We start from the raw sequence: 24,214 nt of genomic DNA, 5'->3' as shown, positions 1-24,214 counted from the left end.
ATCTTCATGTGCAACCCGTTCGAGACGGCCGACCCGTTGACCAGCAAGACGATTCAGCAAGCCTTCGCGTCGGGAGACACCTATAGTCGGGAATTCCGCATTCTGAAAGTGGACTCGAACCCTGGACCCGGCAACTTCGGGTTGATCGACAACAATCTGAGTTCACTGCGAGATGCCATAGCGATGGGCACCTCTGGTACCTGCTACAACCGCGATGCGCTCACCACGAAAACCGGCGTCACCTTGGGACAAGTCAATACTGGACTGAATACCCGGTTCGATCTCTATAGCGGCTCGCTTAACAAGAATAACAAGGATTGGGCGTACCGGCCTGCGAGCAATGTTCGCAAGGGCCAGAAGACCGGTTGCAGCAAATATGACCCCGTTACGGATGGAACGGCGCTGCCTCTGCCTCCCGGCGCAAACTATGTCGACTCAAAAGGAATGTCAGATCAGATTGCTGCGCAAGGCTTTTGGTCCAGTTATTGGTCGATCAATCACGGCACGACATACCCCAACGTCCCTGCCGCCACCAACCCAACTGGCACCACCACTGTCCCGGCTTCCAGATATGACGTCTATAAATACGAGATTGCGCACGGGCTCGTCGGGGACAAGTCCAAGGCGCCGACAAAAGAATCTGGGACGCCGTCTTGCTTCAAGGGTGACAACCCAACGCCGGATCCTGACCGCCGCCTGCTCAACATGGCGATCGTCGACTGCATCGCCAACCAGGCCAAGATCAATGGCCACACCCAGCTAAAGCCGGATGGCTATGCAAGCGTGTTCATCAACACTCCGGTTCAAAAGCAGGACAACACCAAGGACCCTGACGATCCTTCGGCCGGCGAGAAGCCGATCAGCCTGGAGATCGTCGACGTCGATGGAGGGTTTGCCAACAACACCCTTGTAGACAAAGCATTCCGCAACGAAGCCCAGCTGTATCGGTAGGGCGACATGACCAGGTTGGGCAAAATCATCCGGCGGTTCCAAGGCGACGAAAGCGGCGCCGCCTTGGTGGAAGTCGCGATCACTATACCACTCGTATTGCTATTGTCGGCCGGCGTGTTCGAGTTCTCCAACGTTTTGAACACGCGTCTGCTCCTTGAAGCAGGCGTCGAAGATGCTGCGCGCTATATGGCGCGCTGCAGCAGCGATTGGGCTACTTGCCAGGGCCTGGCACAAAACCTTGCGGCAAATGGGGCGATCGCTGGCGGCAGCGCAAGAGTTCCGGGATGGACCCCGGATCAAGTCTTGATCACCAAGCCTGTTTCCACCCCAGCGGTCGATGGCAGCGGCAACGTGCTTTATCTCAGTAGCACCGGCACGGTGAACGTCGTGCAGGTCAGCACCGAGTTGCCATACAACGGCATCGTGTTCTGGGATTATCTGGGCCTTGGAACCCTCAACATCAACGTATCGCATCAGGAGCGCGTCTTCGGATGGTGATGGAGAACCGAAGGTTCCGCGCCGAGCAGTCGGGCGCCACGATGGTCGAAATGGCCATCGCTCTGCCATTGCTGCTGACGCTGCTGCTGGGTTTTGTCGACTTCGGCTACGCCTTTTTCCAGTGGAACGCCGGGAACAAAGCGGTGCAGGCCGGCGCAAGACTGGCAGAGATCTCTGCACCTGTCGCCAGCGGGCTTTTGCTTGAGACGTTGACGCAGAGCGATGTCACTAAAGTCGGTACCGCGGTGCCCGCAAACACCTACAACTATATCTGCACGGCCAATGCCGCTGGAACCGTCTCTTGCACTTGTGGCGCAGGCGCTACGTGCCAGAACCTGAATGCGAGCCAGGCCGCCTTTGATTTCATTTTCAGCGGCAACGGCAACCGGGCCGGAATGCAGAGGTTCCTGCCAACCTTGGTGAAGTCCGAGGTCAGGATACAATATCAGGCGTCAGGACTCGGATATTGGACGCGCCCTGAGGGGCCGGTGCCGACGATTACGGTCAGCATCACCGACCATCCCTTTCAGTTCTTTTTCCTGGCCGGATTGCTCGGATTCGGAACCATCACCATGCCCTCCATGCTGAGCACGGTCACGGGCGAAGACATGAAGAGCACGTGGACGCCATGAATGCCATCAACACCAAGGTTACACCGACCAAGCGCAAGCAGGTGGCGCTGTTCTCGTCGGATCCGAACTTCAAGCGCGAGGTGGCGACGCGGCTCGAGGCGCTGGCGATCTACGATGTCAGGGTCTCCGAGACGGCCGACTTCCTCAAGGGGCCGCCCGCCGACACGCGACCCGGCATCGTCATCCTCGACCTTGCCAATGGTGAGGTGCTCGGCCAGGCAGGTATCGTCGAGGCGCGGTCCAAATGGGCAAGCGTGCCGCTGATCGCTGTTTCCGGCGAATTGACGTCGGAGCAGACGCGGGTGCTGGTGCGCATGAACGCGTCCGACTGGCTGCACAAGCCGCTCGATGCCAAGGAACTGCTCAACGCGGTGACCTTCCACGACACCGGCAACCAGGGAACGAAAAGCCGGATCATCACCTTCATCAGCGCCAGCGGCGGCGCCGGTGGGACGACACTCGCTTTGTCGGCGGCCGAATACCTGGCCTCGAAATCGGCCGAACGCGCGGCTTCCACCTGCCTGGTCGATCTCGATTTCCAAAGCGCCAATTGCGGTGCCTATCTCAACCTGTTCAACCAGTTCGACCTCGCCGGCATTATCGGCCAGCCAGAACGGCTCGATGTCGAACTGATGGATGTCATCAAGCTGTCGCGCCCGTCCGGCCTGACCCTCTATGCCTTCGAAAGGCCGCAACTGCCTTTCGAGCCGCACGGCAGCGATTTCGTGTTCCGGCTGCTGGACCTCGTCGCCTACCGTTTCGACGACATCGTCATCGACCTGCCGAACATCGAGACGCCCTGGCATAACTCCGTGCTGTCGACCAGCGACGAGATCTTCATCGTCTTCGAACTCAATGTCGCTTCGCTGCGGCAAGGCAAACGGCTCTACAAGAAGATCCGCGAACTGCGCGGCAATGCGGTCAACATCACGCTGGTCGCCAACAAGCACAAGCGCAAATGGTTCGGCAACCACTTCTCGCGCAGTGAGCTCGAGAAGATCTTCAAGGCACCGCACATCAAGTCGGTCGCGCTGGACAATGCGTTGCTGACCGATGCCCTGAATCGTGCGATCCTGCCTTCCGAAGTCGATGGGCGGGCGCGCTTCAACAAGGACCTGAAGCGGATGTTCAAAGAGCGGCTCGATGACGCTGCTGCACGCTAGCTACCGGATCGCCCAGGGGTTGGCCTACGCCAGCCTGCTGGGCGTGGTGTTGGCGCTACCAGTCCAAGACTTCGCCCAGGCGAGATCGAGCCTTTCTGATCGGCCGCCGCTGCCGGCAATGGGCCCCAGCCTGCGCAAGACGGTTGCCTTCGCAACCACCGAGCAGCCAGGAACGATCATCATCCGCAAGAACGAGAAAGCGCTTTACCTGGTGACCCGCCAAGGCCAGGCGCTACGCTACCAGATAAGCGTCGGACGCGACGGGTTTGGCTGGACAGGCGTCGTCAAGGTGGGGGCCAAGACCGAATGGCCGGAGTGGCGCCCGCCGCAGGAAATGCGGGCCCGCCAGCCGGGGTTGCCGAAAATGGTGCCCGCCGGGCCCTACAATCCTCTTGGCGCAAGGGCGCTCTACCTGCTTCGTGACGGTCGCGACACACTCTACCGGATACACGGCACCAATGATCCGTCCGGTGTCGGGTTCGACGGGACATCGGGATGTTTTCGGCTTACAAACACCGATGTGATCGATCTTTTCAAGCGCGTCGCGGTCGGCGCGAAGGTGGTGGTCCAATGACGATGCTCAGCGAACCGGACATGCCGGCGATCGATATCGGAAACCAGGAACCGCGCGAACAGGACGCCATCGAGAAACCGAGCAAGATAAAGACGATCGGCATTCTCATCGCCAGCGGCGGCTTGCTCCTCACCGTGGTCAACATGGCGGCCGCGATCTATCTCTATCGCGGCATGAACGACTTGCGTTTCGTCGAAGCGCGGCTGGAGCAGCTCGGGGCGTTCGAGCAGCGGATCGCGGCACGGCTCGACACGGTCAACAACGGCTTCCAGAGCCGGTTCGAGAAACTGGACAGCCAACTGCAAGGCAGCTTCAACGAGATCAATAGCAACGTTGCCCAGCTGGCACTGACTAGGCCGATCGCCGGCGACGAGGCCACGCCGGGTGCGGTGGAGCCGCCGGAGATGACCACCAGCACGCTGGCGGAAGCGCCCGAAGCTCTCGAAGGCGCGAGCGCGAGCGAACCCAGTATCACGCCCAGGAAGAGGGCCGCACCGGCGTCGCCCCCTCCCCCAAGCTCCAACTACCAGCGCATCCAGCAGCCTGACGGCAAGGTCTATTACAAGAGGATCAATTAGACCTCGTAGGGTATGGATTTTGGCAGGGCACTGGTGGCGAATGCCGCCCGCTCCAACTCTTTAGTTCTGACGCGACTCCCCAAGGAAAGCGCTACGCGCTTTTCCCGGAAACCCGTTTCACATTTTTCCCGGAATTGCTGTAGAGATCGCGGGATTGCTCAGAGATCGCGCTGCAGGGCCATGATGCGGGAGGTCCGGGCTTCAAACCGCGCCCGCGCTTCGTTGAGGAAGACGACGTGGCAGTACACACAGGCCGCAGCGCCCAGAAGCAGCACCAGGCTGTTCTTCAAGGTGAAATCCATCGCCAGCGCGAACGGAAGACCCCGGGGCGTGGTGAAGGCGGCGATCGTGCTCGCCGTTTCCGAGTGGCTGCCGACCGCGATCATCAGCCCGGCGAAGAGCAGGGCGACGTGGTTCGTAAGGAAGAAGAAGGCCGACCCCCGGGTCTGGCACGCCATCCAGCAGACGATCGATGCGGCGCCAAGGATGGCGGCGTCGGCAGCCATCGAGCCACCCAGGTAGGCGTTGACCTGCTGCCAAAGCATCGTCGACAAGGGGCGCAGTTCAAGCCATACCCACCATGCGGTAGGGCTGGCTGGATAGATTCCCAGCAAGAAGGCTGCCATGCGTTCCCCTGCCAGGATCGCAAGAATGAGAAACGGGAAGGCAAAAAGCAGAAGCGGCTTGCGTTTCATGTTCCCTCACAATCTGCAAGTTAAGATAGACCGCGAAGATTGCGCAAGGCTTAACATCTCGCGCCGCCACGAAGCGCCGACCCGCAGCGAGGGCCGCCCGATCTACGGGAAGTTCGGGCTCGGGGGGAACCGCCCGAGGCGAAGTAGGCGCCAGGCTGGAGGGCGGCGGGGCTATCGCCAGATCTCAGAAGACCCAAGGACTTCCCAGATGCGAGCGTGCTGATCTGCGCAACGCGGACAGTCGAGCGGCCGGGAATCGATCAAAGATTGAAGACGTGCGAAGCCGTCAGACCGGCGAGCAGCACGCCCGCAAGGAGAGCGACGATCGAGGCGAGGAACCAGCGCAGCGTGACCTGATAAACCGGCTCGTCGTCGTCTCGTGGGAGCAACGACCGCCACAGCGCAACGAACTGAAGGACGATGGCCAGTGCCAGCAGCAGCGTCGCCAGGATCGAGGCAAACGTCCATCCGCCCTCGACTTCGAAATTCCAGTACCGCAGGAAAAGAAGCGAAAATCCGAGCAGCACGGTGATCGCGGAGATGACACCTTGTCGGTAGCCAGCGGGCAAGGGAACTCTGCGCTCAAAACCTGTTTCCTGCTGGCGATCGATCTGGCGATCGGGATAGTCGTCCGGGCGGTTGGGCTGGTCGGTCATGCTGTTCACAATATCGCCGGCGTCGGCATCGTCAAATGGTGACGATCTTCAAGGTATCGCTCGCCGTAGACGATGCGATCTTCTTCCGCCTCAAGGTCAGGAAATCGTGCCTTCCCGCGGCGCCCGTTCGAGCAGCCCGGCCTCTATGAGGACAAAGGCGCCGGTGCAGGGGACCAGTTACCAAGAAGGCCACCCTACACGTCCTTGTCCTCGAGCGCCCTGCGCATGCGCCTGATCACCGCGGCGCGACCCCGTTCATCGGTCGCCGCGCTGACCGCCTCGTTTACGTCCAGGAGAAGCTTTGAAAGCTCATTGTGCCAGTCGAGGCGGGCAATCTTTTCCGGCTTCAATCGGCGGGGCTCGTTGACCTCGACCGGCAAACTGCGACCGGGAGTCAATTGGAAAGCATCGTCCAGCCTCGGGATGATGATCTTGTCGTCGGGTATCAGTCCTGCAAGCCTTCTACGCAGGCCGCCGAGTCCAGCCTCCTCTCCATGCGTCAAGAACACCTGCTGCTTCACCGGAGTTCGGGCCCTGATCCAGGCGACCAGTTCACTGGCATCGGCATGTCCGGAATAAAGGTCGAACAGGCTGATACGGGCCTTGACCTCGACTTCCTCACCCTGGATGCGCACGCGCTGCGCGCCGTCCAGCAGGATCCTCCCGAGCGACCCCTGGGCCTGATATCCGGCCATCATCACCGTGGCGTTCCTGCGCCAGAGATTGGCCTTGAGATGATGGCGGATACGCCCCGCGTCGCACATGCCACTGGCTGCAATCACCACGAAGAAGCCACTCAGGCGATTGATCGCCTTGCTCTGCTCCACTGTCTCGGTGAAGCGCAACTCTTTTGAACCGAGGGCCTGGCGCAGCACGTTGCCCTGTTCGATCTCGTCGGCATGCCGGTCGAAAATCGCGCTGGCGCGCGTCGCCAGCGGCGAGTCAACAAAAACCAGGGCTGATGGCACCTCCCCGGCTTTCATGAGCAGATACAGGTCGATCAGCAGTTCTTGCGTCCTCTCGACGGCGAAGGACGGAATAATGAGGGGGCCGCCGGCCTTGGCGGCGCCGCGCACGACGTCACCGAGCTGAGATCGCCGCCGTTCGGGCGAAACGTCCGGGCGGTCCCGGTCGCCATAAGTCGATTCGCAGATCAGATAGTCGACGTCGGCCGGCCCCTCAGGATCGGTCTGAAGCAGCTTGTGGCCTGGGCCGATGTCGCCCGAAAACACGATGCTCAGCGGCACATCATGTCGGTCGATCTCGAGCTCTACCGACGCCGAACCAAGCAGGTGGCCCGCGTTCCAGAAGCGGGCGCGAACGCCTTCGGCGATGGTGGTCCATTCGCCATATTCCGAAGCCCGAAACAATATCATGCACGCGGCGGCATCCTGCTGACCGTAGATCGGCTCGACGGGCGGGCGCCCGCGCTGCGCATTGCGACGGTTCAGGTGCTCGACCTCCATCTCCTGGATATGCGCCGCGTCCGGCAGCATGACCGAGCAGAGATCAATGGTGGCACGGGTCGTATGGATCGGACCAGAAAAGCCCTGTTTGACCAGTTTCGGCAAAAGGCCACTGTGGTCGATATGCGCATGGGTCAGGATGACGGCGTCAATCGCGTCCGGTGGAAACGGGAACGCACCATAGTTCAGTTCCCTCTCGGACTTGGAACCTTGGAACAGGCCGCAGTCGATGAGGATGCGCGAATGCGGCGTCTCGATTTCATAACACGAGCCGGTGACACCATGGGCCGCGCCGTGGAAGCGCAGGACTGGATCCGTCTCGCCTCTCATCTCGCGCCGACCTAATGCGACAGGAGAACAGGCAGGCGCATATCGGCGAGAATGCCCTCGGTGGCTCCGCCGAGCACGAAGTCCCTGACGCGGGAATGGCCGAATCCACCCATCACAAGCAGGTTGCCGCCGATCTTGAGAGCGTGTTCCTGTAGGGCAGTTCCGATCGAACGTTTCCCCGCTTGAATAGAGGCGGCCTCGGCCACCAGGCCACGCGTCCTCAGGCCCTGCGCAAGGCGTTCGCCGATGTCCTGCCCCGGAAGCGGTTTTTCGTCAGTCACGGTCACAACAGTGACCATCGAGGCACGTTCGAGAAACGCCTTTGCATCGGCAACGGCCCGGGCGGCGACTCGGCTGCCGTCCCAGGCGATAACGACATGTCCAAGAACCCCGACGTCAGTGGAGTCGGGAAGAAGCAGGGTCGGTCGACCCGAACTGAACAATATCGCCTCGGCTATCATCCGCGCCGTCTGGTTGGCCGGCGCCCAGCCAACCAGACAGATATCGAAATAGCGGGAGTGGTTTGCGGCAACCTCGCCCATCAGGGCCGGTGGTGCGCTCAGCCCCTGCGTCGTGAGGGCCACACCGCTATGTGCCGCTTCTTGCGTAATGGCCTCTAGCAGAACACTGCCGCACGTGCGGCTGGTCGCCTCGACCTCTCGTATCTTGCTCGGAAGATCAAGCAGGTAGCTCGACAGCGCGTTCGAAACGTCGGGAATGTCGACATTGATGGCAACAGCATCAAGCGATGCGTCGATCTGCTTGACGAGGGCGACCGAGTTCGCCGCGATTTTCGAGGAGTTCGCGTCTGGATAAGTCGCCAAGGACAGGGATGCCATCAGCTTCATTGGAATCGTCTCCATGGTCGAACGGCCAACTGCCATCACCATCTTGTAGTCACGATGGATGAGACGAGCTTTGACCCAGCGCAAATGCGATCCTTCAAATACTGAGCAGCAGGCTCGGCCAAGCTGAGCCCAGCTAGCGCCGCGAGATGGAGTTGACTTGGAGGGCCGCGTCACTGCCTATCTTGGCGCTTCGCGGGTTTTGGGGTGACAGCGTGATTGCCGTCGATCAGCCTTTCCATGTCGGCTGGCGCGGATGGATGTCGTCCTTGAAGGCGTCGAAGCCCTTCCAGGCAGGTTCGATCAGATCGCAGCCCGGCATGGGCGTGAAGGGCGACGGCTCGCTGAGCTGCATCGTCGGGATGTAGCGCGGACAGTTCGGGAAGATCACGCGCGCCTCCACGCGTACCATCATCTGTGCGCCGACCGTCCTGCCTGTTAGCGGATCGTCTCGGTCGATTCGGGCGGCGCCGTTAACGCGCAGGCGGCGCGGCGTGCCGTGCATGGCGATGAACAACAGCGCGACGTTCGGATTGACGTCGAGGTTGCCGAGGCTCCTGAACATGCCGTTGCCGTCATAATCCGGGAACGCCAGCTCCGATGGCCCAATGACACGCACGAAGCCGGCGGGGCCGCCCTTGAACGAGCAATCTGGCCGTCCCTCGGCGTCGACCGTGGCAAGAAAGAAGTAAATCGCATTCTCGATGAACGCCTTATCCTCGTCGGTGAAGGCCGTCCGTGCCATCTCTGCCAGGCGGTCAGCGATGCGCCGGCTCTCGAAGCGGTCCTGCAGAGAGCGATTGCCTTCGTGGTAGAATGCTTCGCCGGTCATGGACGTTCCTCCTTCACAACTCGGGTGATGGTCCGATCCTGAGTGATGCGGCAAGTCGTACGACAGGCGCGAGGCCCTCGCCGCCGGTAGCATGGGCTGCCTGCGATGCAATCGCGAGAGAAAGCCAGGCACGAGCACCAGATCGCGCGAGCTCATGCCCATCGCTCGGTACGCGATCCTCGCCATCACTTCTCGAATGTCGGATCTTGGCCGGGCGCATCGTCTCATTCCGGAAGCACTGAGGACCTCGATCGTTTTACACGATATCAAGGGCCGATCATATCGGAGTGTCGAACCGCAATGGTGTCGCGCCTGGCGCGTGCCCTGGTGGGCGCCCGGTCCGGTCGCCGCATGCAGGGGCCTCAAGACTGCAAGACATCGGCTTCGACCTCTAAGCTGACGTAAGGTCAGAAAGTCAATGACTCGAGTGCACCGCTCCAATAAACTGGTCATTGATGGTCGGCAGGGAGTTAGCCACGCAACCCTAAAAATCCAACCCAGCGCGGTGCGAAGAATGATACTCAGGGAGGGCATCAATGAGTTCATACGATTCCGACAAGGTTGCCAAACTTCATCGGGAATTGCACAGCCATCTTCCGCCTGAACCGGCGCTTCGCCTGAGAGCACTGGAGACGGTTCTGGTCGAGAAAGGCTTTCTGGCGGCCGACGCCGTGGACAAGTGGCTCGACGACTACTCGGAAAACGTAGGTCCGATGAATGGAGCCAAGGTCATCGCGCGGGCGTGGACTGATCCCAAGTTCGCCGAACGCCTGGCGAAACATGCGGCTGAGGCGTTTTCGGAAATCGTCCCAAGCGTCAGGAAGGATTACCCCCTTGTCGCAGTGTTCAACACGCCGGAGATCCACAACGTTGTCGTCTGTACCTTGTGTTCCTGCTATCCAGTTGGAATCTTGGGAATGTCTCCATCTTGGTACAAGTCGACCGAGTACCGGGCGCGAGTGGTCCGCGATCCGCGTGGCGTTCTCGCCGAATTCGGAACCGACCTGCCGGACAAGGTTCAGGTCACGGTGTGGGACTCGACTTCAGACCGGCGGTACATGGTGGTCCCGGAGCGCCCAGAAGGGACGGACGGCTGGACCGAAGAGGACCTCGCCGACCTCGTGACGCGCAATGCAATGATCGGGACGATGAGGGATCTGTCGCCAAAGCAGGAGGAGGGGTGATGGATACGGTTCACGACCTCGGCGGCAGACAAGGGTTCAGACCGATCCCGAACGTCGCAGAAGATGACTCGCCTCTGTTTTCCGATGAATGGAAGGCGCGCACATGGGCGATCGCCATGATGTCGATGAAAAAGTTGACGACGGATCGCACGGGCTGGACGCTCGATTGGTATCGCCACGTCTTGGAAAGGCTTCCCCCGGACGCCTACCTCGGCCTCGACTATTTCGAGAAGTGGATTCTGGCCATGATGGTCACGTCTGTGGATGAAGGCGTCGCGGGCGTTCAGGAGTTCTTCGATGGCATGGCCTCAAGTCGAACCTTCGAATACGAGTCGCCCAGGCCTGCGGTCGAGGTCCCGCCCACAGAGGCAAGGTTCAAGGCTGGCGACAAGATTGTGGCACGGCGCGACGTCGCCACAATGCACACGCGGCTGGCTGGGTATGTCCGCGGCCGGCCCGGGGTTGTCGACAGCGTGAACGGACCACAGCCTTTGCCCGACGAGAAAGCTGTCGGCACGATACGGCGCGAGCAGACATTCGTCGTGCGGTTTCGCATGTCGGATCTTTGGCCTGAAGCCGGCGACAGCGCAGACAGCCTGCAGATCGACATGTGGGACAGCTATCTTGAGCCGGCCTGAGATTGCCCGTCGCGCACGGCGCCATCGCGATGGCGAACCTGTCTTCTCCGAGCAATGGCACGCTCAGGTCATTGCGCTGGTCGACCTGCTCATCGCCGACGGAAAGATCGAAGCCGAGGATTGGTCTCAGACCCTGGGCGCCGAGCTCGATCTACGGGCGGCCGATACTGCCATTGACCCCGACGCGATCTATTACGGGGCCTTTCTCAGCGCTCTGGAGCAGATATTGGACAAGAGCCAGTTCGCACCACGGGCCGAGGTGGACAGACGCCAACAGGATTGGCGAAACGCCTACCTGAATACACCGCATGGCAAGCCAGTGGCCCTGGGTCCGCAAGCAGATTCAATTTGACTGTAGGCAGCGGTGCGTGTTGCTGTCCACCCTTTGCAACGCGGCCACCCAATCGCCTATCGCTACCGGCCCGGCACCTGAGCGATCCCGTTGCAATCGACCGTGCGGTCTGAACGCACGGTGTAGCTGGCGTGGATCACCTGACCCATGTTCATGGAGATTTCACGCACCAGCTTTCGACGAACTGCAGTCGCGAACATAGCGGCCTCGGTTACGCCGATTGTAAATGCGTCTGGCCCGCCAATGACGCAGCGCTCGAAATAGTATTGGAGGTTGGAGCGGTCGTACATCGCAAACCCGTCGGCCCCGCCAATGCGGGGCATTGCGATAGGCAGCCCGTTGATCGTCACGCCTTCCGCGAGAAGAACCTGCCGGATGGGGTCAAGGAGCGCTCCGGCATTGTTGGGTCCGTCGCCGGATACGTCAATAACCCTGCGCGGGCTGCGCAAGCCACTCTTCGCGAACTGATCATTCGCGGCCGACAATGCGCCGGAAATCGACGTTCCGCGGCCTTCAGTCAACGGCAGCGCCGCAAGCCTGTCTGCCAAAGTCAGAACATCGTCGAGGCTTTCGACAATTGTCCACGGCACAATGACTGTTTGCTGACGTGGGCCGGCCCACTCCAGATAAAGCACTGCGATCCTGCCCCGCTCTCCCGACTTGATTGCCCTGGCGATGTCCGTGTGGCGGAAAGCATCGACGTAGCCGTCGCGTTGCACTCTTTGCTCAACCTTGCTCATCGAGGGCGAGACGTCCACGGCAAGGATCAATTGCAGATCGACTTCAGTCAGGTCTTCTGCGCGACGGTCGGTCGAGTAAGCCTGTGACGCCATCGCGAAGAACAGACTGAGCAGGCAGAGGCCCGTGAGCCGTGGCACCGGTCTTGCTCCGGCAGATCGAGCAATCCGCACCAAGTAGTCCATGGAGAGCCTCCCGCTGAGAATGCAATTGTCGGTCCGAGCGTCTCTTTGGTCACGAACGGCTTCCGATCATTCGCCGAAATCTGCGCTCCCCGCCGGTCTGGATGGCGATGACTCTTCGCAGCGCGAACCGTGCTAAGATCGAAGAATTGGACTGCGGCTTCGTGCGTGAGGGAACCGGCTTGAATAGCTCGCCGCCCACGACGTTCGTACTCAACGGCATTACCGCCGATCTGAGCAGCGAGACCTTGCGCGACAAGTCCAACAGGACAATCGCACTTCGCCACCAGACCTTCGCGGTGCTTCGTCACCTTCTGGAGAACGCTGATCGCGTCATCACCAAGGACGACCTGATGAAGGCAGTCTGGAACGGGATAGCCGTGACCGACGACAGCCTGGTGCAATGCATTCACGAGATCCGTGCGGCGCTCAACGACAATCGGCAGGCCGTCGTGCAGACGGTGCCGAGGCGCGGCTACAGGTTGGTCCTTCCCTCAAATGCCGCACCGAGAATGGCCACCATCCTGGCAGCCGAAGTGGCTCCTGAGGGCCGGCTGACCGGCAAGGATGAGCGGAGCACTGCTGCAACTTTCCGGACATACAGGCAGATCATCGATCGGCTGCTGGTTCAACATGCAGGCGGTGTGTTCTGGAGCGCCGAAGAGAGCGTGGTCGCGGAGTTTGCCGGCCCTGTCGAGGCGATGCGGTGTGCGGGCGAGATCCAGCATGAGGTCGATAGGCGGAACCGCGAAGTTCCCGAGGCAAAGCGCCTGCGCTTCCGCATCGGCGTTCACCTGGGTTATGCCGTCGCCGAGGGCGACCACCTCGCGGGCGAGGCCGTCGAGATCGCCGCTCATCTGCAAACGTTGTCACGACCGGGCGGGATTTGCGTCACGGAAGCGGTCCAGGCCCAGGCTCAAGACCGGCTCTCGCTGGAATTCATCGATCTCGGCGAGCACAAGCTGAAGGACGTCGCACGTGCCTTGCGCATCTTCCGCGTACCCCTTGCTGCGGAGGAACCGGTCAGGTCACCATTTCGTGGTCTCGATGCCTTCGAATTCGAAGATGCCGATCTCTTCTTCGGCCGAGCGCGGGCGATTGCTGCCTGCATTGCAAGACTGGAGCGGCAGGCAGCTAGCGGCACGGCATTCCTTCTCATTTACGGAATGAGCGGTTGCGGCAAGTCTTCGCTCCTGCGCGCTGGCCTGCTGCCGTCATTGACACAGCCTGGAGCCGTAGCAGGCATATCCTTGTGGCGCCGCTGCCTGATCCGCCTCTCCGAAGGACCGGATGCATTCGCTGTGCTGGCTGCGGCACTGCTTCGCGAAACTGCTGTGCCGGAGCTGGCCTCCGAAGTAACAGCCGCGGAGTTTGCTCGGCTCTGCAGGAGCACGCCGGATCGGGCACTGGCGATGGTCCGACAGGCACTTGGCAAGGCCGCCGGGCCGGCCCGCTCGCAGATCAGATTGCTTGTCGCCATCGATCAGCTGGAGGAGCTGTTCACGACCGAGAGGCAGCCGGCGACGCGCGAGGCCCTTGTGCGTTTCATGGCGGTGCTGGCCGCGAGCGGACTGGTCTGGGTGATAGCGGCGATCCGTTCGGACTTTTTTCACCGCTGCGGAGAGGTCCAGGGTTTCTCAGCGCTCAAGGACGGCCTCTCCAGCTACGAACTCCTGCCGCCGACTGGCCCAGAGATCGGGCAGATCATCCGCGAACCGGCGGGCGTCGCCGGACTCCGCTTTGAGGAGAGTGCCGAGTTGGGGCGGCTCGATGATGTCCTGCAGGAGGCAGCAGCTGCCGATCCCGGATCATTGCCGCTTCTCGAGTTTGTGCTCGACGCATTGTACCAGGCGGGCCGCGAGCGCCGAGTTCTCACCTTTGCGCATTATCGCGCGCTCGGCGGGCTCGAAGGCGCAATCGCGCGCCGCGCCGATGAAGTCGTGGACTTGCTGGCGCCCAACATCCAGGAGGCCTTACCCGCGGTGCTGCGCGCTCTCACCACGGCAAGTCCTGGCGATGAAACGGTCACGGCACGTCCGGCCCTATTCACCGAAATTGCAGGCACTCCCGCGCGATCGGCCCTCGTCACGGCCCTGATCGACGCACGGCTCCTCGTCAGCGACGAGGACGCCGGAGGGCATGTCTTCGTCCGCGTTGCACATGAAGCACTGTTGAGCCGTTGGCCGCGCGCCAGTGACATTGTGAATGCAAACCGGAACTTCCTCGAGACGCGCGACCGCCTCAGGGCCGACGCTCACCGTTGGCACCTGGAGAATAGGAATCGAGAGCTTCTCCTTCCGTCTGGCAAACGTCTCGCAGAGGGTGAAGAGCTGATGCTGTCAAGGCGGGAGGAGGTCGACGATGACGTCCTTGAATACATCGAGGCGTCTTTGCGCGCCCATCAGCAGAGAGAGGAGAAGGACCGGCAGGCAGAGCTGGCACTGATCGAGGCCGCCCAAGAGGCAAAACGCGAACGCCTGGAGCGCGAGGCCGAGCGCCGGAGCCTCGCGGCTGCCGCGGCAAACCGGCTAGCCGGACGTACGCGCAATGCCGCGATTGTGGCGATAATGCTCGCTCTCATGGCAGGCGCAGGCGCACTGGTCGCCTTCAGGGCGCAGGAGGAGGCAAGGTGGCAACGAGACCAGGCGCTGCGCAACCAGTCTCTTTCGCTCTCGTTCCTTTCGGAGCAGTCCACGGCAAGAGGCAACACCGAGGCTGCGATCCTGTTGGCGCTTGAAGCACTGCCCTCGAAAGACCAGTCCGAGCGGCCATATCTCTTCGAGGCGGAGGCAGCCCTCTACAAGGCTCTGCTGGCGCACCAACAGATCAAAATCTTCCGGCATGGCGCCGGCGTGACGTATGCGGCATTCAATCCGACCGGCGATCGCATCGTCACCGCGTCCTACGACAAAACCGCAGGCGTCTGGGACATCTCCAGCGGTGCCGAAACTGAAGTTCTGAAAGGTCATGAAGAGGCCTTGGAGAGGGCTGAATTCAGCCCGGACGGAAGCCGTATCCTGACGGCCGCGAGGGACGGCACTGCACGCCTCTGGAACGCCGTCTCGGGAGAACAGCTCTTCATCCTGCGGCCGGTAGGCAATTATCCGACGGCAATCTTCAGCCCGGATGGCACCCGGGTGCTGACGGCGGGGGAGAACAGCGATGCAACGCTCTGGGATGCTCGGACCGGAAAGAAAGTGCTAGGTGTAAGAAGCGACGCATATACGCGTGCTGCTTTCAGTTCAGACGGCCGCAGCTTCGCGACGGCAGGCAAGCATTTTGTTTCGATCTGGAATGCCGCAGACGGCGCGCTGACGCAGTCAATCCGAGTGACCTCCTGGCCCTACAGCCTGGCGTTCAGCCCGGACGGAAGCCGCATACTGGCCGGCCCGTGGGGTTGGCATTCACACCGCGACACGTCCAGCCTTTTCGATTTGTCGAAAGGAACGGAGATCGCAAAGTTGGCCGGCAGCAAGAGCGACACGCAATTGAACGGCGTAATTTTCAGTCACGGGGGTCAGCGAATCGCCACGGTATCCCTCGATGGCACTGCCCGGATTTGGGATGGAGCGTTGGGAACGCTGGATGACCTGCTCGGCCAGGAGGTTTCGGGGTTGAAGCCAGACATCGACACAGATGAACGCGATGTGGAGATGAACGGTGCTTTCACCCCGGACGACCGCTTCCTGGCGACCGCCTCGATCAATGGGCCGATCCGCATCTGGGACGCTGAACGCGCCTCGTTGGTGACGACCATCGCCGGTCATGAATCTTTGGTCGAGCATCTGGAATTCAGCCCGGTTGACAGCAACATTCTTCTCACTGCTTCACACGATGGCACCGCTCGGCTGTGGGATGTCGACGGCGCCCTGACGACCGCGCTCTCACATGAATACAGGCCGACTTTCGCGGTCTTCAGTCCCGACAATGTCCATCTGCTGACCGGTGGCGGCGACAGCGCGGCGCATCTTTGGGATGTTATAAGCGGGCGCGAGATAATCCGGCTCGATACCCATGAGATCGTTCAACGCGCGACGTTCAGTCCCGATGGAAGGCGCGTCGCGATGGCATCTCTTGGGGGCCAGGTCCGAATTTGGGATGTGGCCGGGGGATTCGAGACCGCCCAGTTCCGATCCCATGGCGGACTGATCCAGATCCAGTTTGGTCGCGATGGCAAATCGCTTGTTTCCGCATCGATCGACGGTACGGCACAACTGTGGGACGCGGCGACCGGTACCGAGCAGGCCGTCATCAATACAAGCAGTAATCTGCCGCAGGCCATTCTTAGCCCCGACGGACGTCTGGTCCTCTCGGCCAGGGAAGACAATGCGGGCCACCTCCTGACGACTAGTGGGACCGAGCTCAGGGCCCTTGTGGGGCATCAGGATCGCATCACGGCAGCGGTCTTCAGCCCGGACGGTCAACTGGTCGCCACAGGCTCGCTCGACCACACGGCTCGCATTTGGTCGACCTCGGACGGAGCAAACGTCAGAACGCTAGTGGGACATACCGGCGAGGTGACGGTGGTCTCCTTCAGTCCCGACGGTCAGTCGCTGCTGACCGGCTCGCGTGATGGAACCGTCCGAATCTGGAGCGTCTCTGGCGGACAGGAAAGGGCCGTTCTTAGGGGCCACAGCGGCGCGGTGGACAGCGCCCAGTTCAGTCCCAGCGGTTTGTATGTCGTAACCGCGTCCTCGAAAGATCGCACGGTCCGGCTATGGGAGACGCAATCGGGGCGCGAGATTGCCGTCCTTGCCAGCCACGACGAAGCAACCGTTCTACTGGGCTTTACACGCGCAACTTTCAGTTCCGACGGCACCCATGTCGCAATTGTTTCCGGCGAAGAAAGGGTCCGCATCGTTCGCGCCTTCCAGACACCCAAGGACCTCATTGACTTTGCACGGCGCACCGTGCCTCGCGAACTCACCCCTTGCGAGCGGCGAAGCTTCTTCCTTCCTGAAGACCCTGCAATTGGTACTTGTCCGGGCTGAGGTCGACAATGGAGTCAGATTTTGCCGCCTGAGCCGGCTGCTGGAACGGGCAACTTAACGCCGCATCTCGACCGTAGAGGCCAGCTTTGCCGCTTCCTGAAAGCTGACGTCGCAGGCGACCACGCTGGCGGTCGTGGTGGCGTCGGCGCGAAAGGTCGACGCTCAACCGAGTACATGTTGCGCCTTGCCGGACGAGGCAAACGGAAATTTCAGCAGCTGCGTCCTTCTATTAAACGCGAGAGCGAGCCATGATGCCTATCGTATTCATCCCGAGACAATTCATCCCAAAGGGAAGCGAAACGGGCGTATGCGCAGTTGGGTGACAAGGTTCTGGCGCTCGCTTTCCGCCGGCGGCCTCGTTTTGGGCACGCTGTTCTTCGTCGCCTCGCTTACTCCGACGCTCATTCCCCGCACCTACCTGACCCAAGGCGTGCTGTCCGGGGCATGTTTCGCCGTCGGATACGGCATCGGAGTCGCCTGGCGCTGGCTATGGACCTATATGGAACTGCCGGAACCGCGTGAGCGGCCTCTACTCTCTCTCAAGATTGCTGTCGCGGCCGCTTGCGCCGTCATCGCCATACTGTTCCTGTGGTGGGCGGCGGAATGGCAGAACTCGATCCGTCGACTGATGCAGCTCGAACCCGTGACGAGCGCGCATCCGGTTGAGGTCTGTTTCATTGCGATCGCTACGTTTCTGCTGGTCATCGCGCTTGCCAGGCTCTTCAAAGGTATCTCCCGTTGGATTTCAGAAAAGTCGGGCCGCTTCGTCCCACGCAGGGTTTCGAAGGTGATCGGTTTCGCAGTCGCGATACTGTTGTTCTGGACGATGGCAAACGGCGTGCTCTTCCGCTACGTGCTGCACTTGGCCGATTCGTCCTTCGCGGCGGTTGACGCCCTCATCGAGCCGGACCGGCCGCAACCTGAATCTCCGCTCAAGACCGGCAGCTCGGCTTCCCTCGTCCGCTGGAAAGAACTTGGAAGGGCAGGACGCGAATTCATCGCGACAGGACCCACCGCCGCCGAGATACGCGCGTTCACGCACGCCGATGCGCTCGAACCTATCCGGGTCTATGTCGGGCTCGGTGCCGCCGACACGGCGGAGGAAAGGGCGCAAATCGCCCTCGATGAATTGAAACGCGTCGGCGCCTTCGAACGCTCCGTACTCGTCGTCATCACCCCCACCGGCACCGGCTGGGTCGATCCCTCTGCGATGGATACGGTCGAGTATCTCCACCACGGCGACGTGGCGAGCGTGGCCCAGCAGTACTCCTACCTGTCGAGCCCGCTATCGCTGCTGCTCGAGCCGGAATACGGCTCGGAGGCTGCAAAGGCTTTGTTTGCCGCAGTCTATGGATACTGGACGACGCTCCCGCACGAGAGTCGGCCGAAACTCTATCTGCATGGCCTGAGCTTGGGAGCGATGAATTCCGAGAGTTCGATGGAGCTTTTCGGGATGCTTGGTGACCCTGTCCAGGGGGCTCTGTGGAGCGGTCCGCCGTTCAAGAGCAGAATCTGGCGCAGCGTGACGGAGCATCGCAATGCCGGGTCACCGGCCTGGCTGCCGCAATTCCGAGACGGGTCCTTCGTCCGTTTCATGAACCAGAACGGCGACCCCGGTCCGAGCGACGCGCCCTGGGGTCCGCTGCGCATCGTCTACCTCCAGTATGCGAGCGATCCACTGACGTTCTTCGCCTATAGCGATTTCTATCGCCGTCCGGACTGGATGAATGCGCCGCGCGGCCCGGACGTCTCGCCGGAGCTGCGGTGGTACCCGATCGTATCGATGCTGCAGCTCGCCCTCGACATGGCCGTGTCGACCAACTCGCCGATGGGCTACGGACATGTCTTTGCGCCCGAACACTACGTCAATGCGTGGCTCGCCGTGACTGACCCACAGGGGTGGTCGGCCGACCAGATAGCGCAACTGAAGCAACATCTTGCCGCGCGCGCCAGGATGTGATCCCTGCTTGCGATGGGCGCCTCATGCGATCGTTTCGCCGGTTCGAACGGCCGGCCGCGGCGGCCGGACCCGCGACGAGGTCACCGCCTGATGCGGTGCATATCTACGACACGGCCATTGCGCGCGTTCAACCCGATTTCAAACAGACCGTTGGCGCGGCGCGCCCGATAGGTGAAAAGGCGCCCGCGGCAATCCACTCGCCGGACGTTCCAAAAACCACGGCTGCGCAGCAGTCTCTCGCCCTCTCGGCATGTGATCGCCCGGCCATTGTTGAGGCTGGTGCCGATATTGATGTTGATCGTGACGGCATGGGCGGGCGCCGGCAGAGCCAGGGGCACGACAAGACTGAGAACGAGACCCAGGCAAGCAAACAAGGGACGAGGCATGGAACTCTCCGTGACGTTGCTTTGGTTTCCCTAGAATCAACTCCCCCGAAAAGCGTATTGTCAAGGGACTAACTTCGAGCGCGACGGTCAGGCCGCCCGAGGCCGAGCCTGTGAGCGCAGGCGAGGATGTTGGCCGCGATGGCCAGCGAGACCAAGGGCCGGCCCTTGATCCCAAGCACCCAATTGCACACGATCTCGAAAGCCGGGACCGCCGCAACCACCGCGCCGGAGCCGACAAGGCTGGCCACGCTGAAGATTGGCAGCACCGAAGCGTTGGCACCGGCGTCCGTGGTGGCACGCAGGGTCGGCAGGCGGTTGCCGACGTGGCGCTCCGCGTAGTTCCGACAAACCGGATAAATCGTGTGATTGCCTAACCCCGACAACTCCTGTGCTTACGGCACAGAAATCATGCAAGCTTGCGTGTTGGGCGGCATACCAGTATTTTGCAGTCGCGGGGGATTTTCTGCAAAAAGGCCCCATCATGTCGGACAAATCTGTAAAGGGCATTGATCGCCGCGATCTAATAATGGCATCCATCGCAACGGTCGGCGCCGCGGCCGCCTTGGCGGCCAACGCCGGCGCCGCGAACGCCGAGGACTCGGCGACTTCCTCGTCCGCTCCGGCAGCGGGTGCGCCATCGGCGACGATTTATGTCGGCGATGTGATCCAGGGGAAGAAAGTCGTCAGCACGCTCGACGTCAACGACCTGGAGCCCGGCAAGAAGCACCTTCTGTATTTCCAGGGCGTGGAGAGTCCCACTGGACAGCACTGGTATGTGTCCGTGGCCGTCGCCAAGGGGGCGAAGTCGGGCAAGCGCGGCATCCTGACCAGCGGTGTGCATGGCGACGAGATGAGTTCCATACATACGGTCCAGACCGTGATGAACCAGCTCGACCCCGCTGAGATGTCGGGCACGGTGATGGCGGTCACCGACATCTCCCGCCCGGCCCTGGAAAGCATGCAGCGCAGATGGCCCAACGCGGGCAGAGGCCTCGACCTGATCGACATGAACCGGGTGTGGCCCGGGAACGAGAACGACATCACCGCGGCCAGCCGACACGCCGGGCTGGTGTTCAACCGGCTGCTGCGGCCCAACGCCGACTTCGCGATCGACTTCCATACCGGAACGACCGGATTCGAGGTCACCGCATTCAATATTGCCGAGATGGACGTGCCYGAGATCAAGGCGATGGCGGAGCTCTATCCGATCGGCCAGATCTTCGACAATCCAACATATCCCAATGTCCTCCATAACGCGTTTAACGCCGCGGGCATCCCGTCCTTTTGCCCGGAGATCGGGGCTGCCCGCCACCTGGACCTCGAGATGATCGGGCTATTCGTGGAAGGCACGATGAACGTGCTCAAGCATCACGGCATCGTCGCCGGGCCGATGGGACGCACGGGCAAGGACGTGCACGTCTTTGTCGGCAACAGTGCGTTCCCGATCCTGGCAACCGAGGGCGGGTTGGTCGAGTATCTGGTCAAGCTCAACGACAAGGTCGAGGCCGGACAGAAGGTGGCCATCCAGCGCAATAGCTTCGGCGAAGTGGTTGCGGAGTACGCAAGCGGCGTGGCCGGAGAGATATCGGGCCTGCGCAGCGATGCAATGTCCGAGCCCGGCAATCCCTTGGTATTTATCCTTTTCAACAAGCCGGGGCCGGAGGACGTTGGGGGCTACCCCGAGTGAGTTCACCCATGCGAGCGAACCTTTCGGATCATCGCTTGAGAACGACCGCTGCGCGCAGTTGATCCTCCAACGAGCGTGCAGCGGCGATGTTCAGCGCTGTAAGCTTGAGATCCCCGATGAACGGCACGATGTGCAGATCAAGGTGCGAGCTATAGCTGTCTACCGTGGTGCGCTTCCGACCGGCTGCCTCGACGCTGGCTATCCAGAACAAGGTGCGGATCGAGGAGATCACGCCGAAGCTGAAGAAGGGGCGCTGACCGTCAACAATGCCGCACGCCCCGGCGATATCCCTACATCGTGATCGAGACATACGACAACAGGTAAAGGATCGCCATGGTCGCCGTTGCGAGTATGACCCATAAGCCCAAGCTGCTCATGCTTCCTCACTTCCCCTAGGTGAGGATTGCGCCAGTCGAGCGCAAACGCAATCCGCCCTGGGTGCGTTGTCCACTCCTTTCTTTTGGAGCACTGGCTCTAACGGCGCTGCTCCGCGCCCAGTGTCGCACAAATTAGCTGGTGCTTTTCTGAAATGCCGGTGCTGCTGCCGAAGGGATAGCGAAACGCGGGGCCGCTTCCGACCCGCATTGCCAAGCGCGCCGAAGCTGGACCTAGACTAAGGGTTAGTTGCAATCCGCCGCGAGCATCCCGACCTTAGAGGGCGGACCTACCCGTCCGAGAGAATTTGCTGGAGCTTTGGGTAGAGATCATGAGAATCATAGCTCGCACCGCCACCGTGATTGCATCGATAGCTGTGGCTATCGTTCTGACCTTTATGGCAGCTAAAGGATTTGAGCTATCGACGCCAGATCCGATCGTGGCTCATACCTTCGAGAGGAACATCTGAGGGGCACGAGGCGCTATGCTAGGGCGCTCTCTGCGATGAACTCGACGCCGGCCGTTTCCAGAGCGTGCGGCGGGGTTGCTGGAACTGGCAGAGTGCTTCGTCAATCGTCTTTGAGACAGGACCACAGCCGCCATCAGAGCGCTAAGGAATAGGTCCGGCTTCACCAGATTACCGACCGGTCGATCTCGCCGATCCGCGCCCGGCCGGTAAGCGCCATTGCGACCTCAAAGTCCCGGCGAAGCAGGTTGACACAATGGGCTACGCCCTCGGCACCATCCGTTGCCAGTGCGTAGACATAGGGGCGRCCAATCATGACCGCGCTTGCCCCCAGGGCAATTGCCTTCAAAACGTCGGTGCCACGCCTCACGCCGCCGTCGAGGATGATGGGAATCCGCCCGGCCACCCGATCCGCGATGGCGGGCAGGGCGTCGATGGTCGCCGGCAGGGTGTCGAGGTTACGCGAACCGTGGTTCGAGACGACGATGGCATCGGCACCGGTTCCGATCGCCTGCTCGGCATCGTCAGGATCGAGGATGCCCTTCAGGATAAGCGGCAGGGTTGTCAGAGAACGCAGCCAGGCAATATCCGCCCAGGTCGGCATGGCGCGCCGCTGCGCAGTGCCAACTTTGAGGACGCCGGTGTTCCGGTCCTTGAAGTATGGCGTTGCGAGGCTGTCGGGAATTTTGAATCCTGCCCGGAACTGCCTGCGGCGATCGCCTGGTGTTGGCATGTCGACCGTCACACTGATCGCCTTTGCGCCCAGTGCGGCCATGCGCGATACGAGTTCGCCATTGAAACTGCTATCGCTTTGCCAATAGAGAAGGAACCAGACTGGAGACTGGGTCACCGCCATGCAATCCTCGATCGCCGCCGTCGCCGTCGTGCCCAGAGTGAACACCGCTTCCGCCACTCCGGCGCCGCGCGCCGCGGCCACCTCGCCTTCCGGATGCGCCAGCCGCTGATATGCTATTGGGGCTAGGATGATCGGATGCGGCAGACTTTGCCCGAAGAGCGTGATCCCGGTATCAAGTCTTGTCACATCGCGAAGCACGCGCGGCCTTAACCTGATGCGGTCGAATGCGGCTTCATTGTCACGCTTGGTGATTTCTTCGCCAGCACCGGCGGCAATGAACTCGTAAACCGCGTGCGGCAATAGCTCCCGCGCCGCCGGTTCAAAATCCGCCAGGCAGAGAAACCGAGTTTCGATATCAAGTGGCATGGACCAATCCGATCAGTATCTCAAAAAAGTCGGCTGCTGACCCCACGCCGGCTCCCCAAAAGGGGGGTAGCGCTTGAGGATTTGGCGTCGCCGCGCCTTTTCCCACTGAAGCAGCAGCCATTCCGGCGCACGTCTCACCAATGATCTGATCAGCCTCATGGCTTGCTCAACCTCACCCCGGCGCCGCCGCCGTTTTTGGGGATGAACTCGACGCCGGCAGCGTCTGGCACGAAGTCTGTGATCTTGATGTTGAATCCTCCCATGTCGCGTTTCATGTCGCACGGACTTGCCGATAGTCGCAGGAAACCCTTGGAAATCAACGGTAGCCAGTTGCAACATAGGTGTGACATGAAGCGGGCAAGGACGCCCCTACCCCATGCGACAAACCACTGAATTTATTGAGGAAAGTAGTGGTACCGCTGACTGGGATCAACATCTTCTACAAGATATTGTTTTTATTGTCTTTTTTCTGCCTCTGGTCTCGATTTGTATCACAATAGGTAGCACTTTCACGGGGCGTTGGGCGAAGGAGCCGCACAGAGCAACATCCTCACGCACGTCGGCTCACCTTGATGTTCTGCTCCTTTGCCACCCAGGCTGATACTCTTTATCTCGAAAAGGTATTGGTGGGCCCGGAGGACGTATCAAGAACGTTGATTTTATTTAGTTTTTCGTGGGCCAAAATCAGAAATCTTCCCGCATCGTTTCGTATGGTTCCGCGACGCTTCACCATCGAAACTCGGCTAATTCTATGACCCCTATTGATCCACGCCCCCTTAAGCAATTTGGAAGGCTGTAACACTTCCAGTTTGG

At 61.1% G+C, this 24,214-nt stretch carries 20 protein-coding genes and 2 pseudogenes; 12 read left to right on the top strand and 10 right to left on the bottom strand.

Going from position 1 to position 24,214, the window contains the following annotated elements; all coding sequences use genetic code 11:
* The 6 genes and pseudogenes from AC1D0I_RS28940 to AC1D0I_RS28915 all read left to right on the top strand — a co-directional run.
* A pseudogene (locus tag AC1D0I_RS28940) lies at positions 1-951 on the top strand (hypothetical protein); the annotation flags it as partial.
* A gap of 6 nt (positions 952-957) precedes the next feature.
* Positions 958-1,449, top strand: a complete 492-nt coding sequence (locus AC1D0I_RS28935; protein WP_477399444.1) for a TadE/TadG family type IV pilus assembly protein — start codon at positions 958-960, stop codon at positions 1,447-1,449.
* Positions 1,443-2,081: a TadE/TadG family type IV pilus assembly protein gene (locus tag AC1D0I_RS28930; RefSeq protein ID WP_477225484.1), complete on the top strand. Its 639-nt coding sequence runs from the start codon at positions 1,443-1,445 to the stop codon at positions 2,079-2,081. The genes AC1D0I_RS28935 and AC1D0I_RS28930 overlap by 7 nt, the downstream gene beginning before the upstream one ends.
* Entirely contained in the window at positions 2,078-3,244 is a 1,167-nt protein-coding gene (locus tag AC1D0I_RS28925; protein ID WP_477399450.1) for a CpaE/TadZ family protein, read from the top strand. The genes AC1D0I_RS28930 and AC1D0I_RS28925 overlap by 4 nt, the downstream gene beginning before the upstream one ends.
* The gene (locus AC1D0I_RS28920) at positions 3,225-3,818 is read left to right on the top strand and encodes a L,D-transpeptidase (protein WP_477399443.1); all 594 of its coding nucleotides are present in this window, start codon (positions 3,225-3,227) and stop codon (positions 3,816-3,818) included. Before AC1D0I_RS28925 ends, AC1D0I_RS28920 begins: the two co-directional genes overlap by 20 nt.
* Before the next feature lie 20 nt (positions 3,819-3,838).
* On the top strand, positions 3,839-4,396 hold the full coding sequence (locus AC1D0I_RS28915) for a hypothetical protein (protein WP_457152636.1): 558 nt from the start codon (positions 3,839-3,841) through the stop codon (positions 4,394-4,396).
* 158 nt (positions 4,397-4,554) lie between these two features.
* Here AC1D0I_RS28915 and AC1D0I_RS28910 read toward each other — a convergent pair whose 3' ends face one another.
* The 5 genes from AC1D0I_RS28910 to AC1D0I_RS28890 all read right to left on the bottom strand — a co-directional run bounded on the left by AC1D0I_RS28910 (position 4,555) and on the right by AC1D0I_RS28890 (position 9,406).
* The gene (locus tag AC1D0I_RS28910) at positions 4,555-5,091 is read right to left on the bottom strand and encodes a hypothetical protein (protein ID WP_477399441.1); all 537 of its coding nucleotides are present in this window, start codon (positions 5,089-5,091) and stop codon (positions 4,555-4,557) included.
* A 260-nt stretch (positions 5,092-5,351) separates the two neighbouring features.
* Positions 5,352-5,756 carry a hypothetical protein gene (locus AC1D0I_RS28905; RefSeq protein ID WP_457152638.1) on the bottom strand — a complete coding sequence of 135 codons (405 nt, stop codon included), beginning with the start codon at positions 5,754-5,756 and terminating at the stop codon, positions 5,352-5,354.
* 185 nt (positions 5,757-5,941) lie between these two features.
* Positions 5,942-7,543: an MBL fold metallo-hydrolase gene (locus AC1D0I_RS28900; protein ID WP_477399439.1), complete on the bottom strand. Its 1,602-nt coding sequence runs from the start codon at positions 7,541-7,543 to the stop codon at positions 5,942-5,944.
* Positions 7,544-7,554: 11 nt separating this feature from the next.
* Positions 7,555-8,475 (bottom strand): universal stress protein, encoded by a 921-nt coding sequence (locus AC1D0I_RS28895; RefSeq protein ID WP_477399437.1) that lies wholly within the window; start codon positions 8,473-8,475, stop codon positions 7,555-7,557.
* A 142-nt stretch (positions 8,476-8,617) separates the two neighbouring features.
* Positions 8,618-9,406: a pyridoxamine 5'-phosphate oxidase family protein gene (locus AC1D0I_RS28890; RefSeq protein ID WP_477399435.1), complete on the bottom strand. Its 789-nt coding sequence runs from the start codon at positions 9,404-9,406 to the stop codon at positions 8,618-8,620.
* A gap of 350 nt (positions 9,407-9,756) precedes the next feature.
* Here AC1D0I_RS28890 and nthA point away from each other — a divergent pair, with 350 nt between their 5' ends.
* From nthA to AC1D0I_RS28875, 3 genes are read left to right on the top strand one after another with little or no spacing between them, the layout of a single operon-like run.
* A complete protein-coding gene (nthA, locus tag AC1D0I_RS28885; protein WP_477303170.1) occupies positions 9,757-10,404 on the top strand; it encodes a nitrile hydratase subunit alpha in 648 nt (215 codons plus the stop codon).
* Complete coding sequence (locus AC1D0I_RS28880) at positions 10,404-11,042, top strand: SH3-like domain-containing protein (protein ID WP_477399448.1); 639 nt, start codon at positions 10,404-10,406, stop codon at positions 11,040-11,042. The genes nthA and AC1D0I_RS28880 overlap by 1 nt, the downstream gene beginning before the upstream one ends.
* Positions 11,029-11,394, top strand: a complete 366-nt coding sequence (locus AC1D0I_RS28875) for a hypothetical protein (RefSeq protein ID WP_477303166.1) — start codon at positions 11,029-11,031, stop codon at positions 11,392-11,394. Before AC1D0I_RS28880 ends, AC1D0I_RS28875 begins: the two co-directional genes overlap by 14 nt.
* Before the next feature lie 62 nt (positions 11,395-11,456).
* On the opposite strand, the gene AC1D0I_RS28870 is transcribed toward AC1D0I_RS28875, so the two are convergent.
* Complete coding sequence (locus AC1D0I_RS28870) at positions 11,457-12,317, bottom strand: DUF1194 domain-containing protein (protein ID WP_477399433.1); 861 nt, start codon at positions 12,315-12,317, stop codon at positions 11,457-11,459.
* Positions 12,318-12,424: 107 nt separating this feature from the next.
* On the opposite strand from AC1D0I_RS28870, the gene AC1D0I_RS28865 reads away from it, so the two are divergent.
* A complete protein-coding gene (locus AC1D0I_RS28865; protein WP_477399431.1) occupies positions 12,425-17,305 on the top strand; it encodes an nSTAND1 domain-containing NTPase in 4,881 nt (1,626 codons plus the stop codon).
* A gap of 307 nt (positions 17,306-17,612) precedes the next feature.
* Positions 17,613-19,265, top strand: coding sequence for an alpha/beta hydrolase (locus tag AC1D0I_RS28860; RefSeq protein WP_477399446.1), 1,653 nt, complete (start codon positions 17,613-17,615; stop codon positions 19,263-19,265).
* Positions 19,266-19,345: 80 nt separating this feature from the next.
* Here the strand turns inward: AC1D0I_RS28860 and AC1D0I_RS28855 are convergent, their stop codons facing one another.
* Together AC1D0I_RS28855 and AC1D0I_RS28850 are read right to left on the bottom strand one after the other, a co-directional pair.
* Positions 19,346-19,651, bottom strand: coding sequence for a hypothetical protein (locus AC1D0I_RS28855; protein ID WP_477399429.1), 306 nt, complete (start codon positions 19,649-19,651; stop codon positions 19,346-19,348).
* 73 nt (positions 19,652-19,724) lie between these two features.
* A pseudogene (locus tag AC1D0I_RS28850) lies at positions 19,725-19,965 on the bottom strand (GntP family permease); the annotation flags it as partial.
* Positions 19,966-20,132: 167 nt separating this feature from the next.
* Between AC1D0I_RS28850 and AC1D0I_RS28845 the strand changes: the two are divergent.
* Positions 20,133-21,338 carry a M14 family metallopeptidase gene (locus AC1D0I_RS28845; protein WP_477399427.1) on the top strand — a complete coding sequence of 402 codons (1,206 nt, stop codon included), beginning with the start codon at positions 20,133-20,135 and terminating at the stop codon, positions 21,336-21,338.
* A gap of 28 nt (positions 21,339-21,366) precedes the next feature.
* Here AC1D0I_RS28845 and AC1D0I_RS28840 read toward each other — a convergent pair whose 3' ends face one another.
* Together AC1D0I_RS28840 and AC1D0I_RS28835 are read right to left on the bottom strand one after the other, a co-directional pair.
* Entirely contained in the window at positions 21,367-21,648 is a 282-nt protein-coding gene (locus tag AC1D0I_RS28840) for a hypothetical protein (protein WP_477399425.1), read from the bottom strand.
* A gap of 694 nt (positions 21,649-22,342) precedes the next feature.
* Positions 22,343-23,401 (bottom strand): alpha-hydroxy acid oxidase, encoded by a 1,059-nt coding sequence (locus tag AC1D0I_RS28835; protein WP_477399423.1) that lies wholly within the window; start codon positions 23,399-23,401, stop codon positions 22,343-22,345.
* Between the last annotated feature and the right edge of the window lie 813 nt (positions 23,402-24,214).

The sequence above is a fragment of the Mesorhizobium sp. P2_D1 genome, assembly GCF_056404455.1.
This window is presented reverse-complemented; position numbering and strand designations above follow the sequence as displayed.

Excerpts from the sequence above, each read along its gene's own strand:
- AC1D0I_RS28935 (WP_477399444.1), top strand. The coding sequence starts at position 958 with ATGACCAGGTTGGGCAAAATCATCCGGCGGTTCCAAGGCGACGAAAGC.
- AC1D0I_RS28930 (WP_477225484.1), top strand. The coding sequence starts at position 1,443 with ATGGTGATGGAGAACCGAAGGTTCCGCGCCGAGCAGTCGGGCGCCACG.
- AC1D0I_RS28925 (WP_477399450.1), top strand. The coding sequence starts at position 2,078 with ATGAATGCCATCAACACCAAGGTTACACCGACCAAGCGCAAGCAGGTG.
- AC1D0I_RS28920 (WP_477399443.1), top strand. The coding sequence starts at position 3,225 with ATGACGCTGCTGCACGCTAGCTACCGGATCGCCCAGGGGTTGGCCTAC.
- AC1D0I_RS28915 (WP_457152636.1), top strand. The coding sequence starts at position 3,839 with ATGCCGGCGATCGATATCGGAAACCAGGAACCGCGCGAACAGGACGCC.
- AC1D0I_RS28910 (WP_477399441.1), bottom strand. The coding sequence starts at position 5,091 with ATGAAACGCAAGCCGCTTCTGCTTTTTGCCTTCCCGTTTCTCATTCTT.
- AC1D0I_RS28900 (WP_477399439.1), bottom strand. The coding sequence starts at position 7,543 with ATGAGAGGCGAGACGGATCCAGTCCTGCGCTTCCACGGCGCGGCCCAT.
- AC1D0I_RS28890 (WP_477399435.1), bottom strand. The coding sequence starts at position 9,406 with ATGGCGAGGATCGCGTACCGAGCGATGGGCATGAGCTCGCGCGATCTG.
- nthA (WP_477303170.1), top strand. The coding sequence starts at position 9,757 with ATGAGTTCATACGATTCCGACAAGGTTGCCAAACTTCATCGGGAATTG.
- AC1D0I_RS28880 (WP_477399448.1), top strand. The coding sequence starts at position 10,404 with ATGGATACGGTTCACGACCTCGGCGGCAGACAAGGGTTCAGACCGATC.
- AC1D0I_RS28870 (WP_477399433.1), bottom strand. The coding sequence starts at position 12,317 with ATGGACTACTTGGTGCGGATTGCTCGATCTGCCGGAGCAAGACCGGTG.
- AC1D0I_RS28865 (WP_477399431.1), top strand. The coding sequence starts at position 12,425 with ATGACTCTTCGCAGCGCGAACCGTGCTAAGATCGAAGAATTGGACTGC.
- AC1D0I_RS28860 (WP_477399446.1), top strand. The coding sequence starts at position 17,613 with ATGCGCAGTTGGGTGACAAGGTTCTGGCGCTCGCTTTCCGCCGGCGGC.
- AC1D0I_RS28855 (WP_477399429.1), bottom strand. The coding sequence starts at position 19,651 with ATGCCTCGTCCCTTGTTTGCTTGCCTGGGTCTCGTTCTCAGTCTTGTC.
- AC1D0I_RS28840 (WP_477399425.1), bottom strand. The coding sequence starts at position 21,648 with ATGTCTCGATCACGATGTAGGGATATCGCCGGGGCGTGCGGCATTGTT.